The sequence below is a fragment of the Mycolicibacterium sp. XJ1819 genome, assembly GCF_053483675.1.
The window spans coordinates 133,072-153,203 of sequence record NZ_JBEFST010000004.1 but is presented as its reverse complement, the minus strand read 5'-3'; the positions used below and the strand labels follow the sequence as shown (position 1 = coordinate 153,203).

Annotated in this window: 19 protein-coding genes and 2 tRNA genes; 9 read left to right on the top strand and 12 right to left on the bottom strand. The window is 66.2% G+C overall.

Features of this window, described 5'->3' with window-relative positions; all coding sequences use genetic code 11:
• Positions 1 to 73: 73 nt before the first annotated feature.
• Entirely contained in the window at positions 74 to 844 is a 771-nt protein-coding gene (locus ABQE89_RS05945) for a DUF881 domain-containing protein (protein WP_448415088.1), read from the bottom strand.
• Between the two features lie 114 nt (positions 845 to 958).
• On the opposite strand from ABQE89_RS05945, the gene crgA reads away from it, so the two are divergent.
• Complete coding sequence (gene crgA, locus ABQE89_RS05940) at positions 959 to 1,222, top strand: cell division protein CrgA (RefSeq protein ID WP_448415086.1); 264 nt, start codon at positions 959 to 961, stop codon at positions 1,220 to 1,222.
• A 156-nt stretch (positions 1,223 to 1,378) separates the two neighbouring features.
• On the top strand, positions 1,379 to 1,825 hold the full coding sequence (locus tag ABQE89_RS05935; RefSeq protein ID WP_448415084.1) for a PH domain-containing protein: 447 nt from the start codon (positions 1,379 to 1,381) through the stop codon (positions 1,823 to 1,825).
• Here the strand turns inward: ABQE89_RS05935 and ABQE89_RS05930 are convergent.
• The gene (locus ABQE89_RS05930; protein WP_448415082.1) at positions 1,812 to 2,339 is read right to left on the bottom strand and encodes a peptidylprolyl isomerase; all 528 of its coding nucleotides are present in this window, start codon (positions 2,337 to 2,339) and stop codon (positions 1,812 to 1,814) included. The genes ABQE89_RS05935 and ABQE89_RS05930 overlap by 14 nt on opposite strands.
• Positions 2,340 to 2,443: 104 nt before the next feature.
• Here ABQE89_RS05930 and cwsA point away from each other — a divergent pair, with 104 nt between their 5' ends.
• Together cwsA and ABQE89_RS05920 are read left to right on the top strand one after the other, a co-directional pair.
• On the top strand, positions 2,444 to 2,875 hold the full coding sequence (gene cwsA / locus ABQE89_RS05925) for a cell wall synthesis protein CwsA (RefSeq protein WP_448415080.1): 432 nt from the start codon (positions 2,444 to 2,446) through the stop codon (positions 2,873 to 2,875).
• Between the two features lie 247 nt (positions 2,876 to 3,122).
• Positions 3,123 to 4,277, top strand: a complete 1,155-nt coding sequence (locus ABQE89_RS05920; RefSeq protein WP_448415078.1) for a hypothetical protein — start codon at positions 3,123 to 3,125, stop codon at positions 4,275 to 4,277.
• A gap of 212 nt (positions 4,278 to 4,489) precedes the next feature.
• On the opposite strand, the gene ABQE89_RS05915 is transcribed toward ABQE89_RS05920, so the two are convergent.
• The 10 genes from ABQE89_RS05915 to dnaA all read right to left on the bottom strand — a co-directional run bounded on the left by ABQE89_RS05915 (position 4,490) and on the right by dnaA (position 16,913).
• Positions 4,490 to 4,562 (bottom strand) — tRNA-Ala (locus ABQE89_RS05915).
• A 138-nt stretch (positions 4,563 to 4,700) separates the two neighbouring features.
• Positions 4,701 to 4,774, bottom strand: a tRNA-Ile gene (locus tag ABQE89_RS05910).
• Between the two features lie 57 nt (positions 4,775 to 4,831).
• Positions 4,832 to 5,707 (bottom strand): DUF3566 domain-containing protein, encoded by an 876-nt coding sequence (locus tag ABQE89_RS05905; protein WP_448415076.1) that lies wholly within the window; start codon positions 5,705 to 5,707, stop codon positions 4,832 to 4,834.
• Positions 5,708 to 5,735: 28 nt separating this feature from the next.
• A complete protein-coding gene (gene gyrA, locus ABQE89_RS05900; RefSeq protein ID WP_448415074.1) occupies positions 5,736 to 8,792 on the bottom strand; it encodes an intein-containing DNA gyrase subunit A in 3,057 nt (1,018 codons plus the stop codon).
• A 19-nt stretch (positions 8,793 to 8,811) separates the two neighbouring features.
• Entirely contained in the window at positions 8,812 to 10,836 is a 2,025-nt protein-coding gene (gyrB, locus tag ABQE89_RS05895) for a DNA topoisomerase (ATP-hydrolyzing) subunit B (protein WP_448415072.1), read from the bottom strand.
• Between the two features lie 232 nt (positions 10,837 to 11,068).
• A complete protein-coding gene (locus tag ABQE89_RS05890) occupies positions 11,069 to 11,614 on the bottom strand; it encodes a DUF721 family protein (RefSeq protein ID WP_448415070.1) in 546 nt (181 codons plus the stop codon).
• A complete protein-coding gene (gene recF / locus ABQE89_RS05885) occupies positions 11,611 to 12,771 on the bottom strand; it encodes a DNA replication/repair protein RecF (protein ID WP_448415068.1) in 1,161 nt (386 codons plus the stop codon). The genes ABQE89_RS05890 and recF overlap by 4 nt, the downstream gene beginning before the upstream one ends.
• Positions 12,772 to 12,797: 26 nt before the next feature.
• Complete coding sequence (gnd, locus tag ABQE89_RS05880; protein WP_448415066.1) at positions 12,798 to 13,691, bottom strand: phosphogluconate dehydrogenase (NAD(+)-dependent, decarboxylating); 894 nt, start codon at positions 13,689 to 13,691, stop codon at positions 12,798 to 12,800.
• A 20-nt stretch (positions 13,692 to 13,711) separates the two neighbouring features.
• Entirely contained in the window at positions 13,712 to 14,905 is a 1,194-nt protein-coding gene (gene dnaN / locus ABQE89_RS05875; protein ID WP_448415064.1) for a DNA polymerase III subunit beta, read from the bottom strand.
• A gap of 520 nt (positions 14,906 to 15,425) precedes the next feature.
• Positions 15,426 to 16,913: a chromosomal replication initiator protein DnaA gene (dnaA, locus tag ABQE89_RS05870; protein ID WP_448415280.1), complete on the bottom strand. Its 1,488-nt coding sequence runs from the start codon at positions 16,911 to 16,913 to the stop codon at positions 15,426 to 15,428.
• A gap of 564 nt (positions 16,914 to 17,477) precedes the next feature.
• Between dnaA and rpmH the strand changes: the two genes are divergently transcribed.
• From rpmH to ABQE89_RS05845, 5 genes are read left to right on the top strand one after another with little or no spacing between them, the layout of a single operon-like run.
• Entirely contained in the window at positions 17,478 to 17,621 is a 144-nt protein-coding gene (gene rpmH / locus ABQE89_RS05865; RefSeq protein ID WP_448415061.1) for a 50S ribosomal protein L34, read from the top strand.
• Positions 17,622 to 17,642: 21 nt separating this feature from the next.
• Complete coding sequence (gene rnpA / locus ABQE89_RS05860) at positions 17,643 to 18,002, top strand: ribonuclease P protein component (protein WP_448415059.1); 360 nt, start codon at positions 17,643 to 17,645, stop codon at positions 18,000 to 18,002.
• The gene (gene yidD / locus ABQE89_RS05855) at positions 17,978 to 18,352 is read left to right on the top strand and encodes a membrane protein insertion efficiency factor YidD (RefSeq protein WP_448415278.1); all 375 of its coding nucleotides are present in this window, start codon (positions 17,978 to 17,980) and stop codon (positions 18,350 to 18,352) included. Before rnpA ends, yidD begins: the two co-directional genes overlap by 25 nt.
• The gene (yidC, locus tag ABQE89_RS05850; protein WP_448415057.1) at positions 18,345 to 19,490 is read left to right on the top strand and encodes a membrane protein insertase YidC; all 1,146 of its coding nucleotides are present in this window, start codon (positions 18,345 to 18,347) and stop codon (positions 19,488 to 19,490) included. The genes yidD and yidC overlap by 8 nt, the downstream gene beginning before the upstream one ends.
• A gap of 34 nt (positions 19,491 to 19,524) precedes the next feature.
• A complete protein-coding gene (locus ABQE89_RS05845; RefSeq protein WP_448415055.1) occupies positions 19,525 to 20,115 on the top strand; it encodes a Jag family protein in 591 nt (196 codons plus the stop codon).
• Positions 20,116 to 20,132: the final 17 nt, after the last annotated feature.

The window sequence follows — 20,132 nt, the reverse complement described above, 5'->3', positions numbered from 1 at the left end:
GGTTACCGCTGCGATCCTCGGCGATTTCGGCGTGGGCGGTCGCGCTCAGCGCAACCCTGCACGCCCAAACCGCTCAGTAGCCGACGGGCGCGGCGGGCTTGGCGTAGCGCATCCGCACCGGCTCGGTGTAGCCCACGAGCTCGACCGTCGCGCGCGGTTCCTCGGTATAGCCCAGGCCGAACCGCACCACGTACTGGCGGTACAGCGACACCAGCGGCGAGTCTGCGAGCGCGGCTTTCATGGCGGCGGCGTCGCCGATCGCGGTGATGACGTAGGGCGGGCTGTAGGTTCGCCCGTTCAGCAGCAGGGTGTTGCCCACACACCGCGGCGCAGAAGTCCCGATGATCCGTTGATCCTGCATCTGGATGCCCTCCGCGCCCGCGCTCCACAGCGCGTTGAGCACGGCGTCGATGTCCTGCTGGTGTACCACCAGGTCGTCGGGGGAGGCGTCCCGGGGGAACCGGCCCTCCGCGTCGCGCTGGGCGTCGTTGAGCGTCACCACCAGGCCGGGACCGCGCATCGGATCCAGCCCCGCCCCCTCCGCGAGCAGGCCGGCGCGGTCGGTGATCGCGGTGAGCGCGGCGGCGGTGCCCGGTGAGCCGCCGTGGTGGGCGCCGAGGGTGGCCGTGAGGGATTCGCGTTCCGCGCTGAGCCGATCCACCGACTGTTGGGTCTCGCGGACGAGGTCGACGAGGCGCGGGGCGTCGCTGCGCCTGATCTCGTCGCCGCCCGCAACGGCGTGGGTGGCGGCCAACAGCAGCCCCGCCAACAGGCACACCACGGGCACGCCGAACCGCCACGCGGACGTGCGCTGCCGCGTGACCTGCGGATGCTGTGGTTCCATCGGTGGCTCTCCCTGCCTGACACCTACGTTAGGCTCGTGGGTACATCGTCGCACTGACCTGTTCGTTGTCGCACCGGCGACGGGTGCGACGCCCGACTGTCCGCGAAGGTACCCATGCCCAAGTCCAAGGTTCGCAAGAAGAACGACTTCACCATCAACCCGGTGAGCCGGACCCCGGTCAAGGTCAAGGCCGGTCCGTCGAGCACCTGGTTCGTGGTCCTGTTCGTCGGCCTGATGATTTTCGGGTTGCTGTGGCTGATCGTCTTCCAACTGGCATCGCAGGCGATTCCGTTCATGGCCGAACTGGGCCCGTGGAATTACGCGATCGCGTTTGCTTTCATGATCACCGGCTTGCTGCTCACCATGCGGTGGCGTTGAGCGCAGACCGCACGCGGCATGAATTCATCTCTGACTTTGCGCGTTACCTGTTCAGCAACCTCGCGTTCACCAGATCACACCGATGTGATTCATCCCCATTGGGGATAGCACCTGTGGATAACCCCATAACTCGCGGTAAAGGGGTGTGGATAAGCCATGCAGCAAACTGAATGGAGTCCGGCCGCGCCGGGCATCGTGGCGTGCGGCGTCCTCGGTCTGATCTTGGCTGTAGCCGGTGTGACACTGATCACAGACGTGCCGGGCCGCCTGTTGGTGGGTCTGGCCGCGGCCGGATTGGTTGCGTTTGCAATCCTCTCGTGGCGAGCCCGGCCGAAGCTAGCAATCAGAAAAGACGCTTTGGTAAGTCGCGGTTGGTGGCGCACCACGCTGCTGCGGCGCGACGACATCAAGCTGATCCGCATCACCGAATTCCGCAGGATCGCACGCACGGTGCGACTGCTGGAAATCGATTGCGTCGACGGTCGACTGCTGGTGTTCACCCGATGGGATCTGGGCACCGACCCGCTACACGTGCTCGACGCGCTGACCGCCGCCGGCTACGCGGGGCCGTCGGACGCGGGGAACGACGTCAGCCGACGGTGATGGATTCGACGACCACGGCTTCTGTCGGCCGGTCGTTGCGATCGGTCGCCGTGGTGGCGATCGCGTCGACTACCTTTTGCGACTCGGGATCGACCACCTCACCAAAGATGGTGTGCTTGCGGTTGAGGTGCGGGGTCTTGCCCACCGTGATGAAGAACTGCGAGCCGTTGGTGCCCGGCCCACGATTGGCCATGGCGAGCAGATAGGGCTTGTCGAACTGCAATTCGGGGTGGAACTCGTCGGCGAACTCGTAGCCCGGCCCGCCGCGGCCGGTGCCCGTGGGGTCGCCACCCTGGATCATGAACCCCTCGATGACGCGGTGAAAGACCATGCCGTCGTAGAACGGACCCGAGGATCCGCCCGAGGCGTTCTCGGCGTTGTACTCCTTGGTGCCCTGGGCCAGTCCCACGAAGTTCGCGACTGTCTTGGGCGCATGGTTTCCGAACAGTGCGATCTTGATGTCACCGCGGTTGGTGTGCAGCGTGGCTGTGGCTGTCTGAATGGGGCTCGTCACGGCATGTCAGTGTGCCACGTCCGGTTCGGCGCCCAACGGGCACCGCTGGCTAGCCATTGGTGGCAGGCTGGTATCGATCCCCCGTTCGGTGAAAGAGGTACACCATGAGCGTGACGACGGATGCGCGGTTGTCCCCGAGCCAGCGGCTGGGACGCGGGCTGAAGTACACCGCAGTCGGCCCGGTCGACATCACCAGGGGAGCGCTGGGGGTGGGAATGCAGTCGGTGGCGTCCACGGCGTCGTGGGCCGGTGATCGGTATCGCAAGGGCAGGGCCGCCGAGCAGCTGCGCGCGGATTTGGCCACTGCGCAAGACGCCATCGCCCACGAGATCGCCGCTGCCCAGGAAGTGGTCTCGCAGCTGCCGGCGTCGTTGAAGAAGGCGCGGGCACGACGGCGCAGGCATCCGCTGCTGCTCGTCGCGGTCGGCGTGGCGGCGTTGGCCGGGGGAGCGGTGGTGTTCTCGATCGTGCGGCGATCGATCCAGCCGGAGCCCTCGACGCTGCCGCCGAGCGTGGACGTCACGCCGAAGCCCTAAACGCCGGCGGCGGCGGCAAACGTGCTTGGCGCCTGGCACTCGTCGCTGGGTCGTCCTCTCTGCTGCGGCCGGCTTCGCCAAAGGTGGTCTGCGGTATGCGGCGGCCCATCCACGGGCGTCCGACCATCTTCATCTCAAGCAAAATTGGTAAGCCCTTTCGGCAAACACGACGCCGCCGCCGGTCGTATTCTTGTCGAGCCAGGCCCGGGACGACCGCCTGACACGTGAGAGCAGAAGGAACTCCCGCATGACAACTCCGCCCGGCGGACCCGACGCGCAGTGGCGACGTCCGCAGAATGACCCGCGTTCGGCCGAACAGGCGCCCGTCTATCCGCCGCCCCCGCGGTCGCCGTACCAGCATCCAGCGGCGCCGAACGGGCCTGGCTACGGGTATGGCGGACCGCCGCCGTCCTCGCAGCCCGGACCTCCGTACGGCACGCAGCCACCCCCTCCGGCCTCGTACCCCGGCTATCCTCCGGCGCCGATGTACTTGGCGCCCGGCGTAGCGCCGGAGCCTCGGTCGAGGATCGGCCGCCTGCTCGACCGCAAAGGCGCCAAGGCTGTCGCCGGCGGGATGGCAACGGTCCTTGTCGCCATGCTCGGCGTCATCGGCACCTACGTGCTGGCGCCCTCGCAGGAGGTTGCCTCCCAGGAGGCGGTCGCACAGCACCAGCGTGACGAGGACGCGCGCACCGCGCCGGTTCTGGTCGAAGATGTGTGGGGCACTTCCAGTCCCGACGGCCAGGCCAACCTCATTTCGCCGGACGTCGTCGACCTCGACAGCAGGGCGCTGCACGAATCCGAGGGCGACCCGTACGGCTCGGCGCAAGTTCTTCCGTCGGCCTTCCCCACTGGGAGTGTCCTTTTCACATCTTCAGGCGAGTTCAGATCCGGCTCCAAGAGTTCGATCGGGTTCACCCTGACGGGTCAGCAGAACGCGACCGTGCGCATCCGGGACATCCACGCGGTGATCACCGAGCGCAAGCCGGCGTTCAAGGGCACGATGATCTTCTTCCCGCCCCAGGGGAACCTGCCGAATCTGCAGATGGGTTTCGACCTCGACAGCGAGGACCTGAGCGCGCGGGTCCTGGACGACCGCGAGAACGTCACCGACAAGCACTACTTCCGCGAGAACACCGTCTCGCTGCAACGCGGTGAACCCATCGGCTTCAACACGATCGCGACGACCACCGAGTGCGCCTGCAAGTTCACCCTCGTCGTCGAATTCAGCGACGGCCGCACCACGGAGATCGGCAGTGCAGGACAGCCCTTCGAGTTGGCTCCGTACCGAGACGATGCGCAGCGCATCTACGCCCCGGTGGGGGCGCCAGGCGGTGATGGTGACTGGGTTCTGAAGCGCTGCCCATCGATGGCCGCGTGCGCGCAGATCGCTTACAGGTGATCTGCCGCTACAGCTGGAGAACTTGGGTTACAAAACCTCAAAGGTTTGGCTTTCCGCAGGTCAGGTTCAAAGCCCTGGGTGGTCCTCGTTTCGAGGGCCGGGGCCCGGAGGGCGTCGGTGCGCAGCCTCAGCCCGAGTCTGGGGGTTCGAAACGTCGGCGGTCGAGTGAGCCCATGCGGTTCGCACCCAACAGCTTGCCCCCAGACGAATTGTGGAGCCTAGGGGATTCGAACCCCTGACTTCTGCCTTGCAAAGGCAGCGCTCTACCAACTGAGCTAAGGCCCCGAGTTGTACTAGGACGGCGCGTCGGCGGCGACGTGCCACACCTCGACGCCGTGCCGCGACCGCCAGACCGCCAGCGCGGCGACCGCCGCGACCGCGGTGGCGAGCAGCAGCGCCAGCCTCATGAGGTAAACCTTTCCGTGGGGCTAGGAGGACTCGAACCTCCGACCTCTTCGTTATCAGCGAAGCGCTCTAACCGCCTGAGCTATAGCCCCGGATGCCGGGTGTGGCCGAGCGACGAGATTACCGCAACCGCAGGCTGCGGCCCAAACTCAGTCGCGATCGGCCAAGGTGACTTCCACACCTCCGACGATGTCGGTGGTGAGGTTGTAGATGAACGCCCCGAGCGTCGCCATCGCCGTCAACAGCACGATGTTCACCAGACCGATCAACACCGCACCGCCGAAGATCGTTCCGCTGGACACCAGTTCACCGCCGGCGCTACCGCTGGCACTGGTCAGCAGGTCGCCGACATTGCTGTTGAGCTTGCTCCACACGCCCATGCCGCCCAGCACCAGATAGAGCAGCGCCACGGCGATCATCCACACGAAGAACAGCGCGACCGACAGCACCAGCGACACCTTGAGCGTGCTCCACGGGTCGACGTGGCGGATCTGCATGGTGGCCCGGACCGGGCCGCGTTGGCGGGCGCCCACCTGGAGCCGCCCGCCCGGCGCGGGCCGGTTCACCGGTTCCGTGGCCCCGCGCTGTTGGTCCTGGGGCGGTTTGCGCTGCGGCGGCCGCGGCATGGGGCCGGACAGATCGGGTATCTCGCTGGCGTACTGCTCGGGCCGCACCCCGTCCGGCCGCCCGCCCTCGGTGGTGCGCACGGTTTCGGTGCGTTCGCCGCGCGGGGGAGCGTCCTTCTCGGGCGAGGGCGCCCCGCCGGAAAGGAAGCGGTTCAGCCGGGCGTCTGCGGGCTGACCGTGTCCAGGGGCGTTGCCCGTGCCGCGGGCCGGTTCGTGGCGGGCCGGCGCCTCCTGGGCGCGCGGGGGCGGTTTGGCCCCGCGTGCCGCCTGGCCCCGCTGCCACGGCGGCACATCGGCCGGTTCGGCGTTGCGCTCCGCGCCGTGGGCCGGACCGGGGACTGCGCCGTTTCCGCCGCCGTCGCCCCCGCGGGGGTAGCCCGGCTCGTTCGGTGAGCTCACCTACGGCTCCTCACTAGTCGCGCCACCGTCACTCACCGACGTCGGTGTTGACCTCGTCGGTGCTGTCGCCTTCCTCGGCGTTGCGTGCGATGGCCACCAGTGTGTCGCCCTCACCCAGGTTCATCAACCGAACGCCCTTGGTCTGCCGCCCGGCCTTGCGAACCTGGCGAGCCGCCGTCCGGATGACACCACCACCGGAGGTGATCGCGTACAACTCGGTGTCGTCATCGACGATCAACGCTCCGACAAGACTGCCACGTCGCTTGTCGTACTGAACCGTCAACACCCCTTTGCCGCCGCGGCCCTGAACCGGGTACTCGTCGATGGCGGTGCGCTTGGCGTAGCCGCCGGACGTGGCGACCAGCAGATATGTGTCCGGACGCACGACGTTCAGCGACAACAGCTCGTCGTCGGTGTTGAATCGCATGCCCTGTACGCCGGAGGTCGCGCGGCCCATCGGCCGCAGCGCCTCGTCGGTAGCTGAGAACCGGATCGACTGCCCCTTGGCCGACACCAGCAGCAGGTCGTCCTCCGCGGAGCACAGCACCGCACCCACCAACTCGTCGCCCTCGCGCAGGTTGATCGCGACGATGCCGCCCGAGCGGTTGGAGTCGAAGTCGGTCAGGCGCGACTTCTTGACCAGGCCGTTGCGGGTGGCCAGCACCAGATACGGCGCGTCCTCGTAGCTCTTGAGCTGAATCACCTGCGCGATGCGTTCCTCGGGTTGGAACGCCAACAGGTTGGCGACGTGCTGTCCGCGCGCCGTGCGCGACGCCTCGGGCAGGTCATAGGCCTTCGCGCGGTACACCCGACCCTGGGTGGTGAAGAACAGGATCCAGTCGTGGGTCGAGCAGACGAAGAAGTGGTTGACGATGTCGTCCTGTTTGAGCCCAGCGCCCTGTACCCCCTTGCCGCCGCGCTTCTGGCTGCGGTACAGGTCGGTCTTCGTGCGCTTGGCGTAGCCGGTCTCGGTGATCGTGACGACGACGTCCTCACGCGCGATGAGGTCTTCGTCGCTGACATCGCCGTCGGCGGCCACGATGCGGCTGCGGCGGTCGTCGCCGTACTTGTCGGCGATCTCCTTGAGTTCGTCACGCACGATCGCGCGCTGACGCTCCGGCTTGGCCAGGATGTCCTCGAGGTCGGCGATCTCGGCCTCGATCTTGGCCAGGTCGTCGACGATCTTCTGCCGTTCCAGGGCGGCCAGCCGGCGCAGCTGCATGTCCAGAATCGCCTGCGCCTGGATCTCGTCGATGTCCAGCAGCTCGATCAGGCCCTCGCGAGCGACGTCGACGGTTTCCGAGGCGCGGATCAACGCGATCACCTCGTCGAGCGCGTCGAGCGCCTTGACCAGACCGCGCAGGATGTGGGCGCGTTCGTTGGCCTTGCGCAACCGGTAGGTGGTGCGCCGGACGATGACGTCAAGTTGGTGGTTGACGTAGTGCCGGATCATCTGGTCCAGCCGCAACGTGCGGGGGACACCGTCGACGATCGAGAGCATGTTGGCGCCGAAGCTGGTCTGCAACTGGGTGTGCTTGTAGAGGTTGTTCAGCACCACCTTGGCGATCGCGTCGCGCTTGAGCTCGATGACGATGCGCAGGCCCACCCGGTCGCTGGACTGGTCCTCGATGTTGGCGATGCCCGCCAGCTTTCCGTCGCGGACCTGTTCGGCGATCGAGGTGATGAAGTTGTCGTGGTTGACCTGATAGGGCAGCTCGGTGATGACGATGCCGGTGCGGCCGCGGCTGTCCTCCTCGATCTCGACAACGCCGCGCATCCGGATCGAACCGCGTCCGGTGGTGTAGGCGTCCGAGATGCCTTGGCTGCCAACGATCAAGCCCGCGGTGGGGAAGTCGGGTCCCTTGACGCATTCGCAGACCGCCGTGAGCGTGGCCTCCTCATCAGCCTCGGGGTTCTCCAGGCACCAGTACACCGCCTCGGCCAGCTCGCGCAGGTTGTGCGGCGGGATGTTGGTGGCCATCCCGACGGCGATGCCGCCGGAGCCGTTGGCGAGCAGGTTGGGGAACCGGCTCGGCAGTACTGTCGGCTCCTGTACACGCCCGTCATAGTTGGGAACGAAATCGACTGTCTCCTCGTCGATTTCGCGCAACATCTCCATCGCCAGCGGTGTCAACCGCGCCTCGGTGTTGTGGCTGACAAACCCGTTGGTGATGAACGAGTGGTCGTCAGTGTCGACGCGGAGACTGTAAACCGGTTGGACTCCGGCTTCGGTGACCGAAGCCACGCGCGCGTAATGAAACCGGCCGTCGGTGAGCTCGTCGACGATGGTTTGGGCGTCCGGATCGTCGCCGTACCGGTCTTGAAATGACTCGAGCGTACGGTTGATGACGGAATTTCGCCGATTCTCGTCAGAAACCGTACTCTCGGCGTGCATCACGACGATGTCGTCCGCGCGGATCTCCTCGATCAGCTTCCACAGCAGCGTCGGCACCCCCGCCAGGTCCACCAGGCACAGCAACGGGTGGTTGGCCGTACCGGTCACCGCGTGCCCCTCGACCGTGCGCACCGTGTAGGTGGCGTGCTCGCCCGAGTGGAACAACCGTTCGGCGACAACGGGATTGCCGTGTCGATCGAGCACCTTGAGGTCGATGACGTTATCGGTGTCGGGCCGCGCTCCCGGCACGATGTCGGCGATGCGGACGGTGCGGTGTTCGGGCAACGCGACCAATGCGTCGCCGGTGACGCAGTACCTCATTGCGGCCGGCGGGTCGTTGCCCGGTGAGCCGAAGTTGCCCTGCCCGTCCACCAGGGGGTAGCGCAGCGACCACGGTTGGGCCATCCGGACCAGGGTGTCGTAGATCGACGCGTCACCGTGGGGGTGATAGTTGCCCATCGTCTCGGCCACCGAGCGCGCGGACTTCGCGTGGCCGCGGTCCGGACGGAAACCGGAGTCGTACATCGCGTAGAGCACGCGGCGGTGCACCGGCTTGAGGCCGTCGCGCACCTCCGGCAACGCGCGGCCCACGATCACGCTCATCGCGTAGTCGATGTAGCTGCGCTGCATCTCGTGCTGGATGTCGACCGGTTCGATGCGGTCGCCTTCGGGCGGCAGAGTATCAGTCATGTTTCAGCCCTAATGTGAGTTAAACGTCTAGGAAACGAACGTCTTTGGCGTTACGGGTGATGAAGCTGCGGCGCGCCTCGACGTCCTCGCCCATCAGGATCGAGAACAATTCGTCCGCAGCGGCGGCGTCGTCCAGGGTGACCTGGCGCAGTACCCGTACCGACGGATCCATGGTGGTTTCCCACAGTTCCTTGGCGTCCATCTCACCCAGGCCCTTGTAGCGCTGGATACCGTCCTCGACGTTGATCTTCTTACCGGCCTTGCGGCCCTCTTCGAGCAGCGCGTCGCGCTCACGGTCGGAGTAGGCGAATTCCGGTTCGGCGCGTTGCCATTTGAGCTTGTACAGCGGCGGCTGTGCCAGGTATACATGACCGTTCTCGATCAACGGCTTCATGAACCGGAACAGCAGCGTCAGCAGCAGCGTGGCGATGTGCTGTCCGTCGACGTCGGCGTCGGCCATCAGCACGATCTTGTGGTAACGCAGCTTGGAGATGTCGAACTCGTCGTGGATGCCGGTGCCGAGCGCAGTGATGATCGCCTGCACCTCAGTGTTTTTCAGCACCCGGTCGATGCGGGACTTCTCGACGTTGATGATCTTGCCGCGCAGCGGCAGGATCGCCTGGAACATCGAGTCGCGGCCGCTCTTGGCCGAACCGCCCGCGGAGTCACCCTCGACGATGTAGAGCTCCGACTTGCTTGGATCGGTGGACCGGCAGTCGGCCAGCTTGCCCGGCAGCCCACCGATGTCGGTTGCGCTCTTGCGCCGCACCAACTCGCGGGCCTTGCGTGCCGCGATCCGCGCCTGTGCTGACGAGACCGCCTTGTTGACAACAACTTTGGCCTCAGACGGGTTGGCCTCGAACCAGTGGCTGATCTGCTCGTTGCAGATCCGCTGCACAAACGACTTGACCTCGGTGTTACCCAGCTTGGTCTTGGTCTGGCCCTCGAACTGCGGTTCGGCCACCTTGACCGAGATGACCGCGGCAAGACCCTCGCGGATGTCGTCGCCGGTGAGGTTGGGGTCCTTGTCCTTGAGCAGCTTCTTGTCCTTGGCGTACTTGTTCACCACGGTGGTGAGCGCCGCGCGGAAGCCCTCCTCGTGGGTGCCGCCCTCATGGGTGTTGATGGTGTTGGCGAAGGTGTGCACCGACTCCGAGTAGCCGGCGTTCCACTGCATCGCGACCTCGACCTCGTGGCCGTCGCCCTTACCCTCGAAATCGATGATGCTCTGGTGGATCGGCGTCTTCGTGCGGTTGATGTGCTTGACGAAGTCCACCAGCCCGCCGGGGTAGTGGAAGGTGCGGTGTTTGACCTTCTGCGGTACGGCAGCCTCGGCGGCGTGTTCCTCCGCGGTCTTGGGCGCATCGGCGGTGTCGCTGACCACGTCGTCGGTGACTTCTTCGGGCGCGACGCGCTCGTCGACCAGGGTGATGGTCAGGCCCTTGTTGAGGAAGGCCATCTCCCGCAGCCGGCGTTCCACGGTCTCGAAGTCGTAATAGGTGGTCTCGAACACCTCGGGGTCGGCCCAGAACCGCACCGTGGTCCCGGTCTTCTTGGTCTTCTCGCCCTGCTTGAGCGTGCCCGGTTGGGCCTTCTCGTAGTACTGATGCCATTCGTAGCCGTCGCGGCAGATGTCGACCTCGAGCCGCGTCGACAGTGCATTGACCACCGAGACACCCACGCCGTGCAGGCCGCCGCTGACGTTGTAGCCGCTGTGCTCGCCGCCGAACTTGCCGCCGGCGTGCAACTGGGTCATCACCACGTCGACGGTGGGTGCGCCGCTGGCGTGCATCTCCACCGGGATGCCGCGGCCGTCGTCGGTGACCTCGACACCGCGGTCCTCCAGCAGACGGACCTCGACCTTGGTGGCGTAGCCGGCCATCGCTTCATCGACGGCGTTGTCGACCACCTCCCATACCAGGTGGTGCAGGCCGCGTTCGCCGGTGGAGCCGATGTACATGCCGGGACGCTTGCGGACCGCCTCCAATCCTTCGAGCACGGTGATGGCGTCGGCGCCATAATCTTTCTTCTTCGCAGCGGCCACGGGCGGAAGTTTCCCTACTTTCTTGGGGGTGGGGCTCTGGCGGCAATCGGTCACCGCCGGCAACTCATGCGACCAGTCTACCGGTAAGTACCGCCAGCACCGATTCTGAGGCGGCGTTTCCACATAGCTATTTGCGTCGTTGGTGAGATTTTTCGATCTGAGGTGCCACAAGACGCTTGAGGACGGCCTCGGCGGCGTCCTGGCGGCTCTGAGACCATCACCGAATCAGCCGTCAGCCGTAGGTGTCGCGGGGGCCGCGCCCGGAGATGTGGAAGCGGCCCTTGCGCCAGGACGGCGCCACCGGACCCACGATCTTCAAGGAGGTCACCACCCCGTCCCCGACCGCGGCCGCGATCTTCGCCAGCAGCTGTGCCTGCACCATCCGCAACTGGGTCGCCCACGCCGTGGACTCCGCCGCGATGGTCAACACCCCGTCGGTCAGCGTCGTCGGGCTGGCATGCGCGGCGATCTGCTCACCGACCACCGCGGGCCACCGACCGAAAACCGACCCCTGTGCGACCCGGCCCGACCAGCCGCGGCTACGCGCCAGATCGCGGGCCACCGCCGCCAGCGGCTGCGGGTCACGGGCGTCAGGACCGGGACCTGACCAGCGCCGACGGCTCGATCCGGCCACCCTGCGCGGGGGAGACCCTCGACCACGGCCGACGTCCTTACCTTGTTGACGGGCCGCCCCGCGGGCCTCCTCGAGGGTGCGCCGCACCAGATCCATGCCCTTTAGATGCGCCAGGTGAGCCGGCGGTTCCACGTTGTCGGTCATGACTGCACCACCGAAATCCGCCCCTCATCGTCGTCCCGCATCACAACCTCGATCCGCCGCGCGTCCCAGCCGGCTGGGATGTCCTCGTGCACGGCCGCGGTCACCAACACCTGCTCAGCCGATTCGGCCACCCCGGCCAGCGCATGGCGGCGCGCGTTGTCCAATTCGGCGAACACGTCGTCGAGCAGCAGCACCGGATCACCGCCGTCGGTGCGCAACAATTCGTAGGCGGCAAGCCGCAGCGCCAACGCCATCGACCACGATTCGCCATGGCTGGCAAAGCCTTTCGCAACCAGATCGCCCAGCCGTAGCTCCAGATCATCGCGGTGTGGGCCGACCAGGCACACCCCGCGCTCCAGTTCGGCGCCCCGACGCCGGCTCAGCGCGTCGAGCAGCGCGGCCTCGTACACCTCGACGGCATCGTTGCCCGCGGCGGCTTCCTCTTCGACGACGTCCACCCCGCTGCGGTAGCGGATCGACGCGGGCCGCGAGGCCGGCGCCAACAACTGGTAGGCCTTTTCCACCTCCGGGGCCAACTGGTTGACCAGTTCCACCCGGGCCGCAATGAGCTGCGCACCGTGCGCGGCGAGGTGACCGTCCCACACGTCGAGGGTGTCGAGCACACCGCGGTCGCCGTGGGCTCGCGCACCGCCCGCGGACTTCAGCAACGCGGTGCGCTGGCGAATGACCTTGTCGTAGTCGGCGCGCACCGCCGCGATCCGGGGCCGCCGGGTGGTGGCCAGTTCGTCGAGGTAGCGACGCCGATCGGCGGGGTCGCCGCGCACCAAGGAAAGGTCCTCCGGGGCGAACAACACCGCGCGCAACGCCCCCAGGATCTCGCGGGCGGCCCGCACCGGCGACCTGTTCAGTCGCGCCTTGTTTGCGCGCCCGGCGTTGACTTCCAGGTCGACCGCCAACTCCCGTCCGTCGTTGACGATGATCGTGGAGATCACCGCTCGCTCAGCTCCCGCGCGGATCAACGGCGCATCGGTGGCCACCCGGTGTGATCCCAAGGTAGCTGAATACCACAGCGCCTCAACGAGATTCGTCTTGCCGTACCCGTTGGGTCCGACGAACACCGTCCGGCCCGGATCCAGGTCGATCTCGGCGCGCGCCCACGACCGGAAGTCCTGTAACCCGAGGTGGCGGACGTGCATCGGTTTCCTACTCCTCGCCGCGGGACCTAGCCCGACTCGCTGACCCGTTTGACCGCGTGCCCGCCGAACTGGTTACGCAACGCCGAAACCGCCTTCATCGACGGGGAATCCTCCTGGCGGGAAGCGAACCGCGCGAACAGCGAGGCGGCGATCACCGGCATCGGCACCCGGTGGCGGATGGCCTCCTCGACCGTCCAACGGCCCTCACCGGAATCCTCGGTGTAGCCGCTGATCGCATCGAAGTCCGGGTCCTCCTTGAGGGCCTTGGCCAGCAATTGCTGCAACCAGGACCGCACCACCGTGCCGTTGGTCCAGGCCTGGATCACCGCCTGCGTGTCGGTGATCAGTTCCTCGGCCGCCAACAACTCATAACCCTCGGCGTAGGCCATCATCAGGCCGTACTCGATGCCGTTGTGCACCATCTTCGCGTAGTGGCCGGCACCGACCGGTCCGGCGTGCACGAAACCGTCTTCCCGAGCGCCGGCCGGCCGCAACGTGTCGAAAATCGGCATCGCGCGCTCGACGTCGGCGCTACTGCCGCCGACCATCAACCCGTAACCCTCGTTGAGGCCCCAGACACCACCGGACACGCCCGCGTCGATGAACGCGATTCCTTTCTCGCCCAACAGTTTCGCGTGCGGTGCGTCCTCGGTGTAGCGCGAGTTGCCGCCGTCGATGACGAGGTCGCCCTCGGTGAGTTCCTCGGCAAGCGACCGGATGGTCTGGTTGGTGATCGGACCCGAGGGCACCATCACCCACACCACCCGCGGCGTGTCGAGGGCCGCGGCCAGCGCGGCGAGCGTCGGCACATCGGTGACTTCGGGTCTGGGGTCGTAACCGACGACTTGGTGCCCGCCCTCCCGCAAGCGTTCCCGCATGTTGAAACCCATCTTGCCCAGGCCGACCAGACCCAATTGCATGCGCGCCCCTCTCGTGGCGGTCAGCCGGGAAGCCGTACCGGCATCAACAGGTAGACGTAATCGGTCTGGATGGCGGGAAACGGACCCGTGTCACTCTGCTGTCCATCATCCTCGCCGGCCGGACGCAACACCGCCGGCCGGCTCGGCGTGGTGAAACCGAACGTCACCCGCTCGGAATGCAACGAGCTCAACCCGTCGGTCAGATACGTCGGGTTGAACGCGATGGTCAACGGCTCGCCGACGAAGGACACCGGCAGGTCCTCCTCGGCGCGCCCCACGTCGTCGGCGCCCGCCGACAGCCGCAGCACGTCGTCGCCGAACTCCATCCGCACCTGCGCACCCCGGTCGGCGACCAGCGCCACCCGCTTGATGGCTTCGGTGAGTTCTGCGACACCGATCGTCGCGACCGCGGTGTGCTCGGTGGGCAGCAGTTGGCGGAACTTCGGAAACTCCGCGTCGAGCAGGCGGGTGGTGCTGCGCTTGCCGTTGCTGCGAATGCCGAGCAGCCCCTCCTTGCCGACGGTGGCGCCCGCGCCGAGCGACAGGTGCACGTCGGCTCCGTCGGCACCGGCCCTGGCCGCCTCGGCCAGTGTCTTGGCCGGCACCAGCACCGCGGCTTCGATGTCGGCCGATTCCGTGGACCAGGTCAGCTCCCGCACCGCGAGGCGGAACCGGTCGGTGGCGGCCAAAACGACCTTCTCGCCGGAAATCTCGACACGGATACCGGTCAGCATCGGCAACGTGTCGTCACGGCCGGCGGCCACCGCGACCTGACCGATCGCTTCGGCGAACAGTTCCGAGGAAATCACCCCGGTCTCCTCTGGAAGGGTGGGCAGGGTCGGGTAGTCCTCCACCGCCATCGTCGGCAGCGAAAACCTGGAACTGCCGCAGGTCAACGACACCCGGGTGCCTTCGACGCTGACGTCGACGGGCTTGGCCGGCAACGCCCGGGTGATGTCGGACAACAACCGCCCGGAAACCAAAACACTTCCGGGAGAGGCTATTTCGGCGGCGACCTGTACTTCGGCGGACACTTCGTAGTCGAATCCGGAGATCGTCAAACCGTCGTCGGAGCCGGTCAACAGCACACCGGCCAGCACCGGAACGGTCGGCCGGTTCGGCAGACTCCTGGCCACCCAGGCCACGGCATCGGCGAAGTCCTCGCGCACCAGCCGGAACTTCAGATCGGTGAGACCAACCGTTGTCGTCGACACGTCCATCGGGTCCCTTCGATAAATCTCACAATAAGCGTTAAGCAGCGGTTTCTCGGTGTCTCGGAACGCGTCTGCGGTGCGTCGCGACGACCGTAACGGCTGTCGATGAAACACCGTAGAGCTTTCCGGCTCAACTTGAAAGCTAATCGATCGGCCTGACAACCGAGCGGGCGGACCGGGTGGCAACCGTGCCGCACGGTGCGTCCCCAGGTGCTGTCTTCAGAGAAGAAACCCTTAGAGATAACCAAGCAACAGTATTAGGGGCTGTGGAGATTGGGGATGGACGGGTATCGGGCCTGACCGCGCGGTGTGTCTGGGTGTGAATGGTCTGTGGAGTGTGGGGGCGCGGCCGAGGTGGTGGCTGTGGAGATCGACGGTGGTGTGGACCGCGAAGCCGGTCATGCCCAGATTGGTCCCAGGTTCTCCACAGCGGTGTGCACAGCCCACAGCTGTGACAGGAGAGACCGGCGGTACAGAAGTTTTTTGAAATTTCGGCGCCCGGAGGCGGGAACGCGGTCATTCAGCGCTTGGCGCGCTGGCGGATCCGGGTGGTGAGTTCCTTGACATGGTCGAAGATTTCACGCCGCTCGGCCATCTCGCCGCGGATCTTCTTCTCGGCGTACATGACGGTGGTGTGGTCGCGACCGAACGCCTGACCGATCTTGGGCAGCGACAGGTCGGTGAGTTCGCGGCACAGGTACATCGCGATCTGTCGGGACTGCGCCAGGGCCCTGGTCTTGCCCGGCCCGCGAAGCTCCTCGACGGTGGTCTGGAAGTACTCCGCGGTGGCGGCCATGATCGCGGCCGTGCTGATCTGCATGGTGCTGGGATCGGAGATCAGATCGCGCAGCACGATTTCGGCCAGAGAGCGGTCGATGGGCGTCTTGTTCAGCGACGCGAACGCCGTCACCCGGATCAGCGCACCCTCGAGTTCGCGGATGTTGCGCTCGATGCTGCTGGCGATCAGTTCGAGCACATCGCCGGGCACATCGAGTCGATCCATCTGGGCCTTCTTGCGCAGGATCGCGATGCGGGTCTCGAGTTCGGGTGGCTGGACGTCGGTGATCAGGCCCCACTCGAAGCGGGTGCGCAACCGGTCCTCGAGGGTCGCGAGCTGTTTGGGCGGCCGGTCCGAGGAGATGACGATCTGTTTGTTGGCGTTGTGCAAGGTGTTGAAGGTATGGAAGAACTCCTCCTGAATACCTTCCTTGCCCTCGATGAACTGTATGTCGTCGACCAACAACACATCGATGTCGCGGTAGCTGCGCTTGAACGACGCCTTGCGGTCGTCGCGAAGTGAGTTGATGAAGTCGTTGGTGAACTCTTCGGTGGAGACGTACTTGACGCGCATGCCGGGAAACAGGCGCTGCGCGTAGTTTCCCGCGGCGTGTAGCAGGTGGGTCTTGCCCAGCCCGGATTCGCCCCAGATGAACAGCGGGTTGTAGGCGCGCGCCGGCGCCTCAGCAATCGCCAGCGTCGCCGCGTGAGCGAACCTGTTGGAGGCGCCGATCACGAACGTCTCGAAGGTGTAGCGGCGGTTGAGGTTGACCGCGACGGCCTGGTCGGCGGCCGGGCCCTGGCCGCGGCTGGAGAAGTAGGTGGGCCAGCTTTCCTCGGCGCTGGCGAGCGCTTCGGAGTCCTCGTCGATCTCGTCGATGTCGGTAGCGGCGGCGGCGCCGTTGATGGTGTCGTCGGGTTCGTCGGGCGCGGCGATGCGCACCCCGAGTTCGACGCGCTGGCCGAGATGGCGGCTGAGCGCATTGATGATCGGCTCGCGCAGGTGTCGTTCGATCTCGTTCTGGACGAACGGGGTCGGCACCGACAACAGGGCAAAGCCCTCGGTGATGACGAGGGGTTTGACCAGCTTCAACCACGCTCTTTGCTGGGGGGTCAGTGGTGGGGTGGGAGTGTCGCCGTTGTGCGGAGTCTCCGGGCGAATGTCTCCGTTGAGTTCGGCGACGACGGTGTTCCAGACGGCGACGAACGGGGCATCGGGGTCAGTTGTCAATGACACGTGCCCCCTTTGAGTCGATATGAAGACGACCAAAGGAACGATGACGAACTGTCCACATAGTTATCCACAAGCTGTGGATAACCGACAGTCGTCGTCGTTCTGTTGTCTACCGGCGGGGTAACCGTGGGCCGGGGCTCGTCACAGTGCTGAAAAATCTGTGGGCTCGCGACTTGAAGTCACCCTCGCTTCGTGGTCCGTCGCCGTTTCGTTATCGAATCGGCATTGGCAGAAGCTAACAGTTTTCTGGGCGGGTGCCAACCGTTCGGCAACATTGCCTGGGGGTAGATTTTGCCGGGCGACGACGGCGTGACAGGTGTGGCAGTTGTCAACCGTTTGCGGTGCGCATCGGGGTGGTTTGATCAGGTTTGACCCAGGCAAAACTCGTCAGTACCCTCGAACAGTCGCCCGAACGTGGCGGCACGGCTGCGACCCGGCGGAGACCGGGGACCGCGCCGGTTAGCAAGCGAGACGCAGAGCTTACAAGCGGCGAATGCGTTCCACTCGGATGAGGCTTCATCTGGTGGGGCGTGGACGCCACTGGATTGAGGAGAGACAGCCGTGGCCAAGGGCAAGCGGACTTTCCAGCCGAACAACCGGCGCCGCGCGCGGGTGCATGGGTTCCGGCTGCGGATGCGGACCCGGGCGGGCCGGGCGATCGTGTCGAGTCGTCGCCGCAAGGGCCGCCGTTCACTGAGTGCCTGAGTCGACTCAGGACCTGAGGCGGTGCTTCCGGCGCGGTACCGGATGACGCGATCGACTGAATTCGGTGCCACCGTCAGACAAGGGATGCGTGCAGTGCAGCCCGACCTCGTCGTGCACAAGATGCGGTGGCCGGAGGCCGGCACGGACGGCCCGAAGATCGGCCTGGTGGTGTCGAAATCCGTTGGCAGCGCGGTGCAAAGGCACCGAGTGGCCCGTCGGCTGCGCCATGTCGCGCGCACGGTGATCGAAGATCTGGACCCCGCCGACCGGGTGGTGATCCGCGCACTGCCCGGCAGTCGCGACGCAATCTCGGCTCGACTCGAGCAGGAACTGCGAACGGCCCTGCGGCGCACCAGATCCCGAAGCCAGGCGTCGCAGTGACACGGTCAGTGGGGTCGACGGCGGCACGGGCGCTGATCTTCGTCATCCAGCTCTACCGCAATACGATCTCGCCGTTGCGGTTGCCGACGTGCCGGTTCACCCCGACCTGTAGCCAGTACGCGGTCGACGCACTCGGTGAGTACGGGTTGGTCAAGGGTGGATGGCTGGCGGTGGTGAGGCTTTTGAAGTGTGGTCCCTGGCATAGGGGAGGATGGGACCCGATACCGGAGCGTCAGGGCGGCGAGGCCGAATCGTGCGCGGCCGCAGGCGAGAACTCCGACGATCCGAACATCGCAGGCGGCAGCGGGGGCATCCCGGCGCCACCAGAAGAGAGCGAGACGCGTGTTTAACTGGTTCAGCCTCGACATCATCTATTACCCCGTCTCGGCGATCATGTGGGTTTGGTACAAGCTGTTCGCCTTCGTGCTGGGGCCGTCGAACTTCTTCGCCTGGGCGCTGTCGGTGATGTTCCTGGTGTTCACGCTGCGCGTGATCCTCTACAAGCCGTTCGTCAAGCAGATCCGCACCACCCGGCAGATGCAGGAGTTGCAGCCGCAGATCAAGGCGCTGCAGAAGAAGTACGGCAAGGACCGCCAGCGGATGGCGCTGGAGATGCAGAAGCTGCAGCGCGAGCACGGATTCAACCCGATCCTCGGGTGTCTGCCGATGCTGGCGCAGATCCCGGTGTTCATCGGGCTGTTCCACGTGCTGAGGTCGTTCAACCGCACCGGCGGCTACGGCATCGGTGCCCAGCATCTCGACCCCGAGGTGAACCGGACGCTGGCCAACTACGTCTTCAGCGCCACCGATGTCGGGCACTTCCTGGACGCCAATCTGTTCGGCGCCCCGATCGGTGCCTGGATGATTCAGAACACGGGCCTGGACGCGTTCACCGTCTTCAACCGCGGCGCGGTGATCGCCGTCGGGGTGCCGATCATGATCCTGGCCGGTATCGCGACCTACTTCAACAGCCGGGCGTCGGTGGCCCGGCAGAGCCCGGAAGCGGCCGCGAATCCGCAGACCGCGCTGATGAACAAGTTGGCGCTGTACGTGTTCCCGCTGGGCGTCGTCGTCGGCGGTCCGTTCCTGCCACTGGCCATCATCATGTACTGGCTGGCCAACAACATCTGGACGTTCGGTCAGCAGCATTACGTGTTCGGCATGATCGCCAAGGAAGAAGAAGCCAAGAAGCAGGAGGCGCTGGAACGGCGCGCCCAGAACGCGCCGCCGCCGGGGGCCAAGCCCAAGCGCAAGCGCAAGGCGCCGGGCGCCGGTGCCGCCCGACCTGCCGGCGCGGCCCAGGCGACCGCGGCGGAGTCTTCGGAGTCTTCGGAGACCGGCGAGTCCTCGGAGTCTTCTGACGCGACCACCGACGGTAAGCCGGGCGGGGCACGGCCGAAGAAGACCGCACCGAGCGCGAACAACCGCGCGCCTCGCCCGGGGGCCGCACCCCGGCCGGGAGCGCGCCCGAAGAAACGCAAACGTTGACCGGAACCATCTCCGGCGGATGAGGGAGACAGACATGACGGACGCTGAGACCAGCGAGCGCAGCGACGAGGCGACTTCGGATTCGTCGGCGGCGGATGCCCCCGAGGAGACGACCGCGGAGGCCATCGACGAGACCGAACCCGAAGACACCGAGGACGATCAGGAGGAGCGCTTGGTCGCCGAGGGCGAGATCGCCGGCGACTATCTCGAGGAGCTGCTTGACCTCCTGGACTTCGACGGCGACATCGACCTGGACGTCGAGGGCGACCGCGCGGTGGTGAGCATCGACGGTGGCACCGATCTGACCAAGCTGGTGGGACGCAAGGGCGAGGTGCTCGACGCGCTGCAGGAGCTGACCCGGCTGGCGGTGCACCAGAAGACCGGCGACCGCAGTCGGTTGATGCTCGATATCGCCGGGTGGCGCCGGCGCCGCCGGGAAGAGTTGGCGGCGCTGGGCGACAAGGTGGCCCGCCGCGTGCTCGACACCGGTGAACGCGAGGAGCTGTCCCCGATGACGCCCTTCGAGCGCAAGATCGTGCACGACGCGGTGGCTGCGGTCGACGGGGTGCACAGCGAGAGCGAGGGCGTGGAGCCCTCGCGCCGCGTGGTCGTCATCCGCGATTGAGAGTTACACGCATGTGA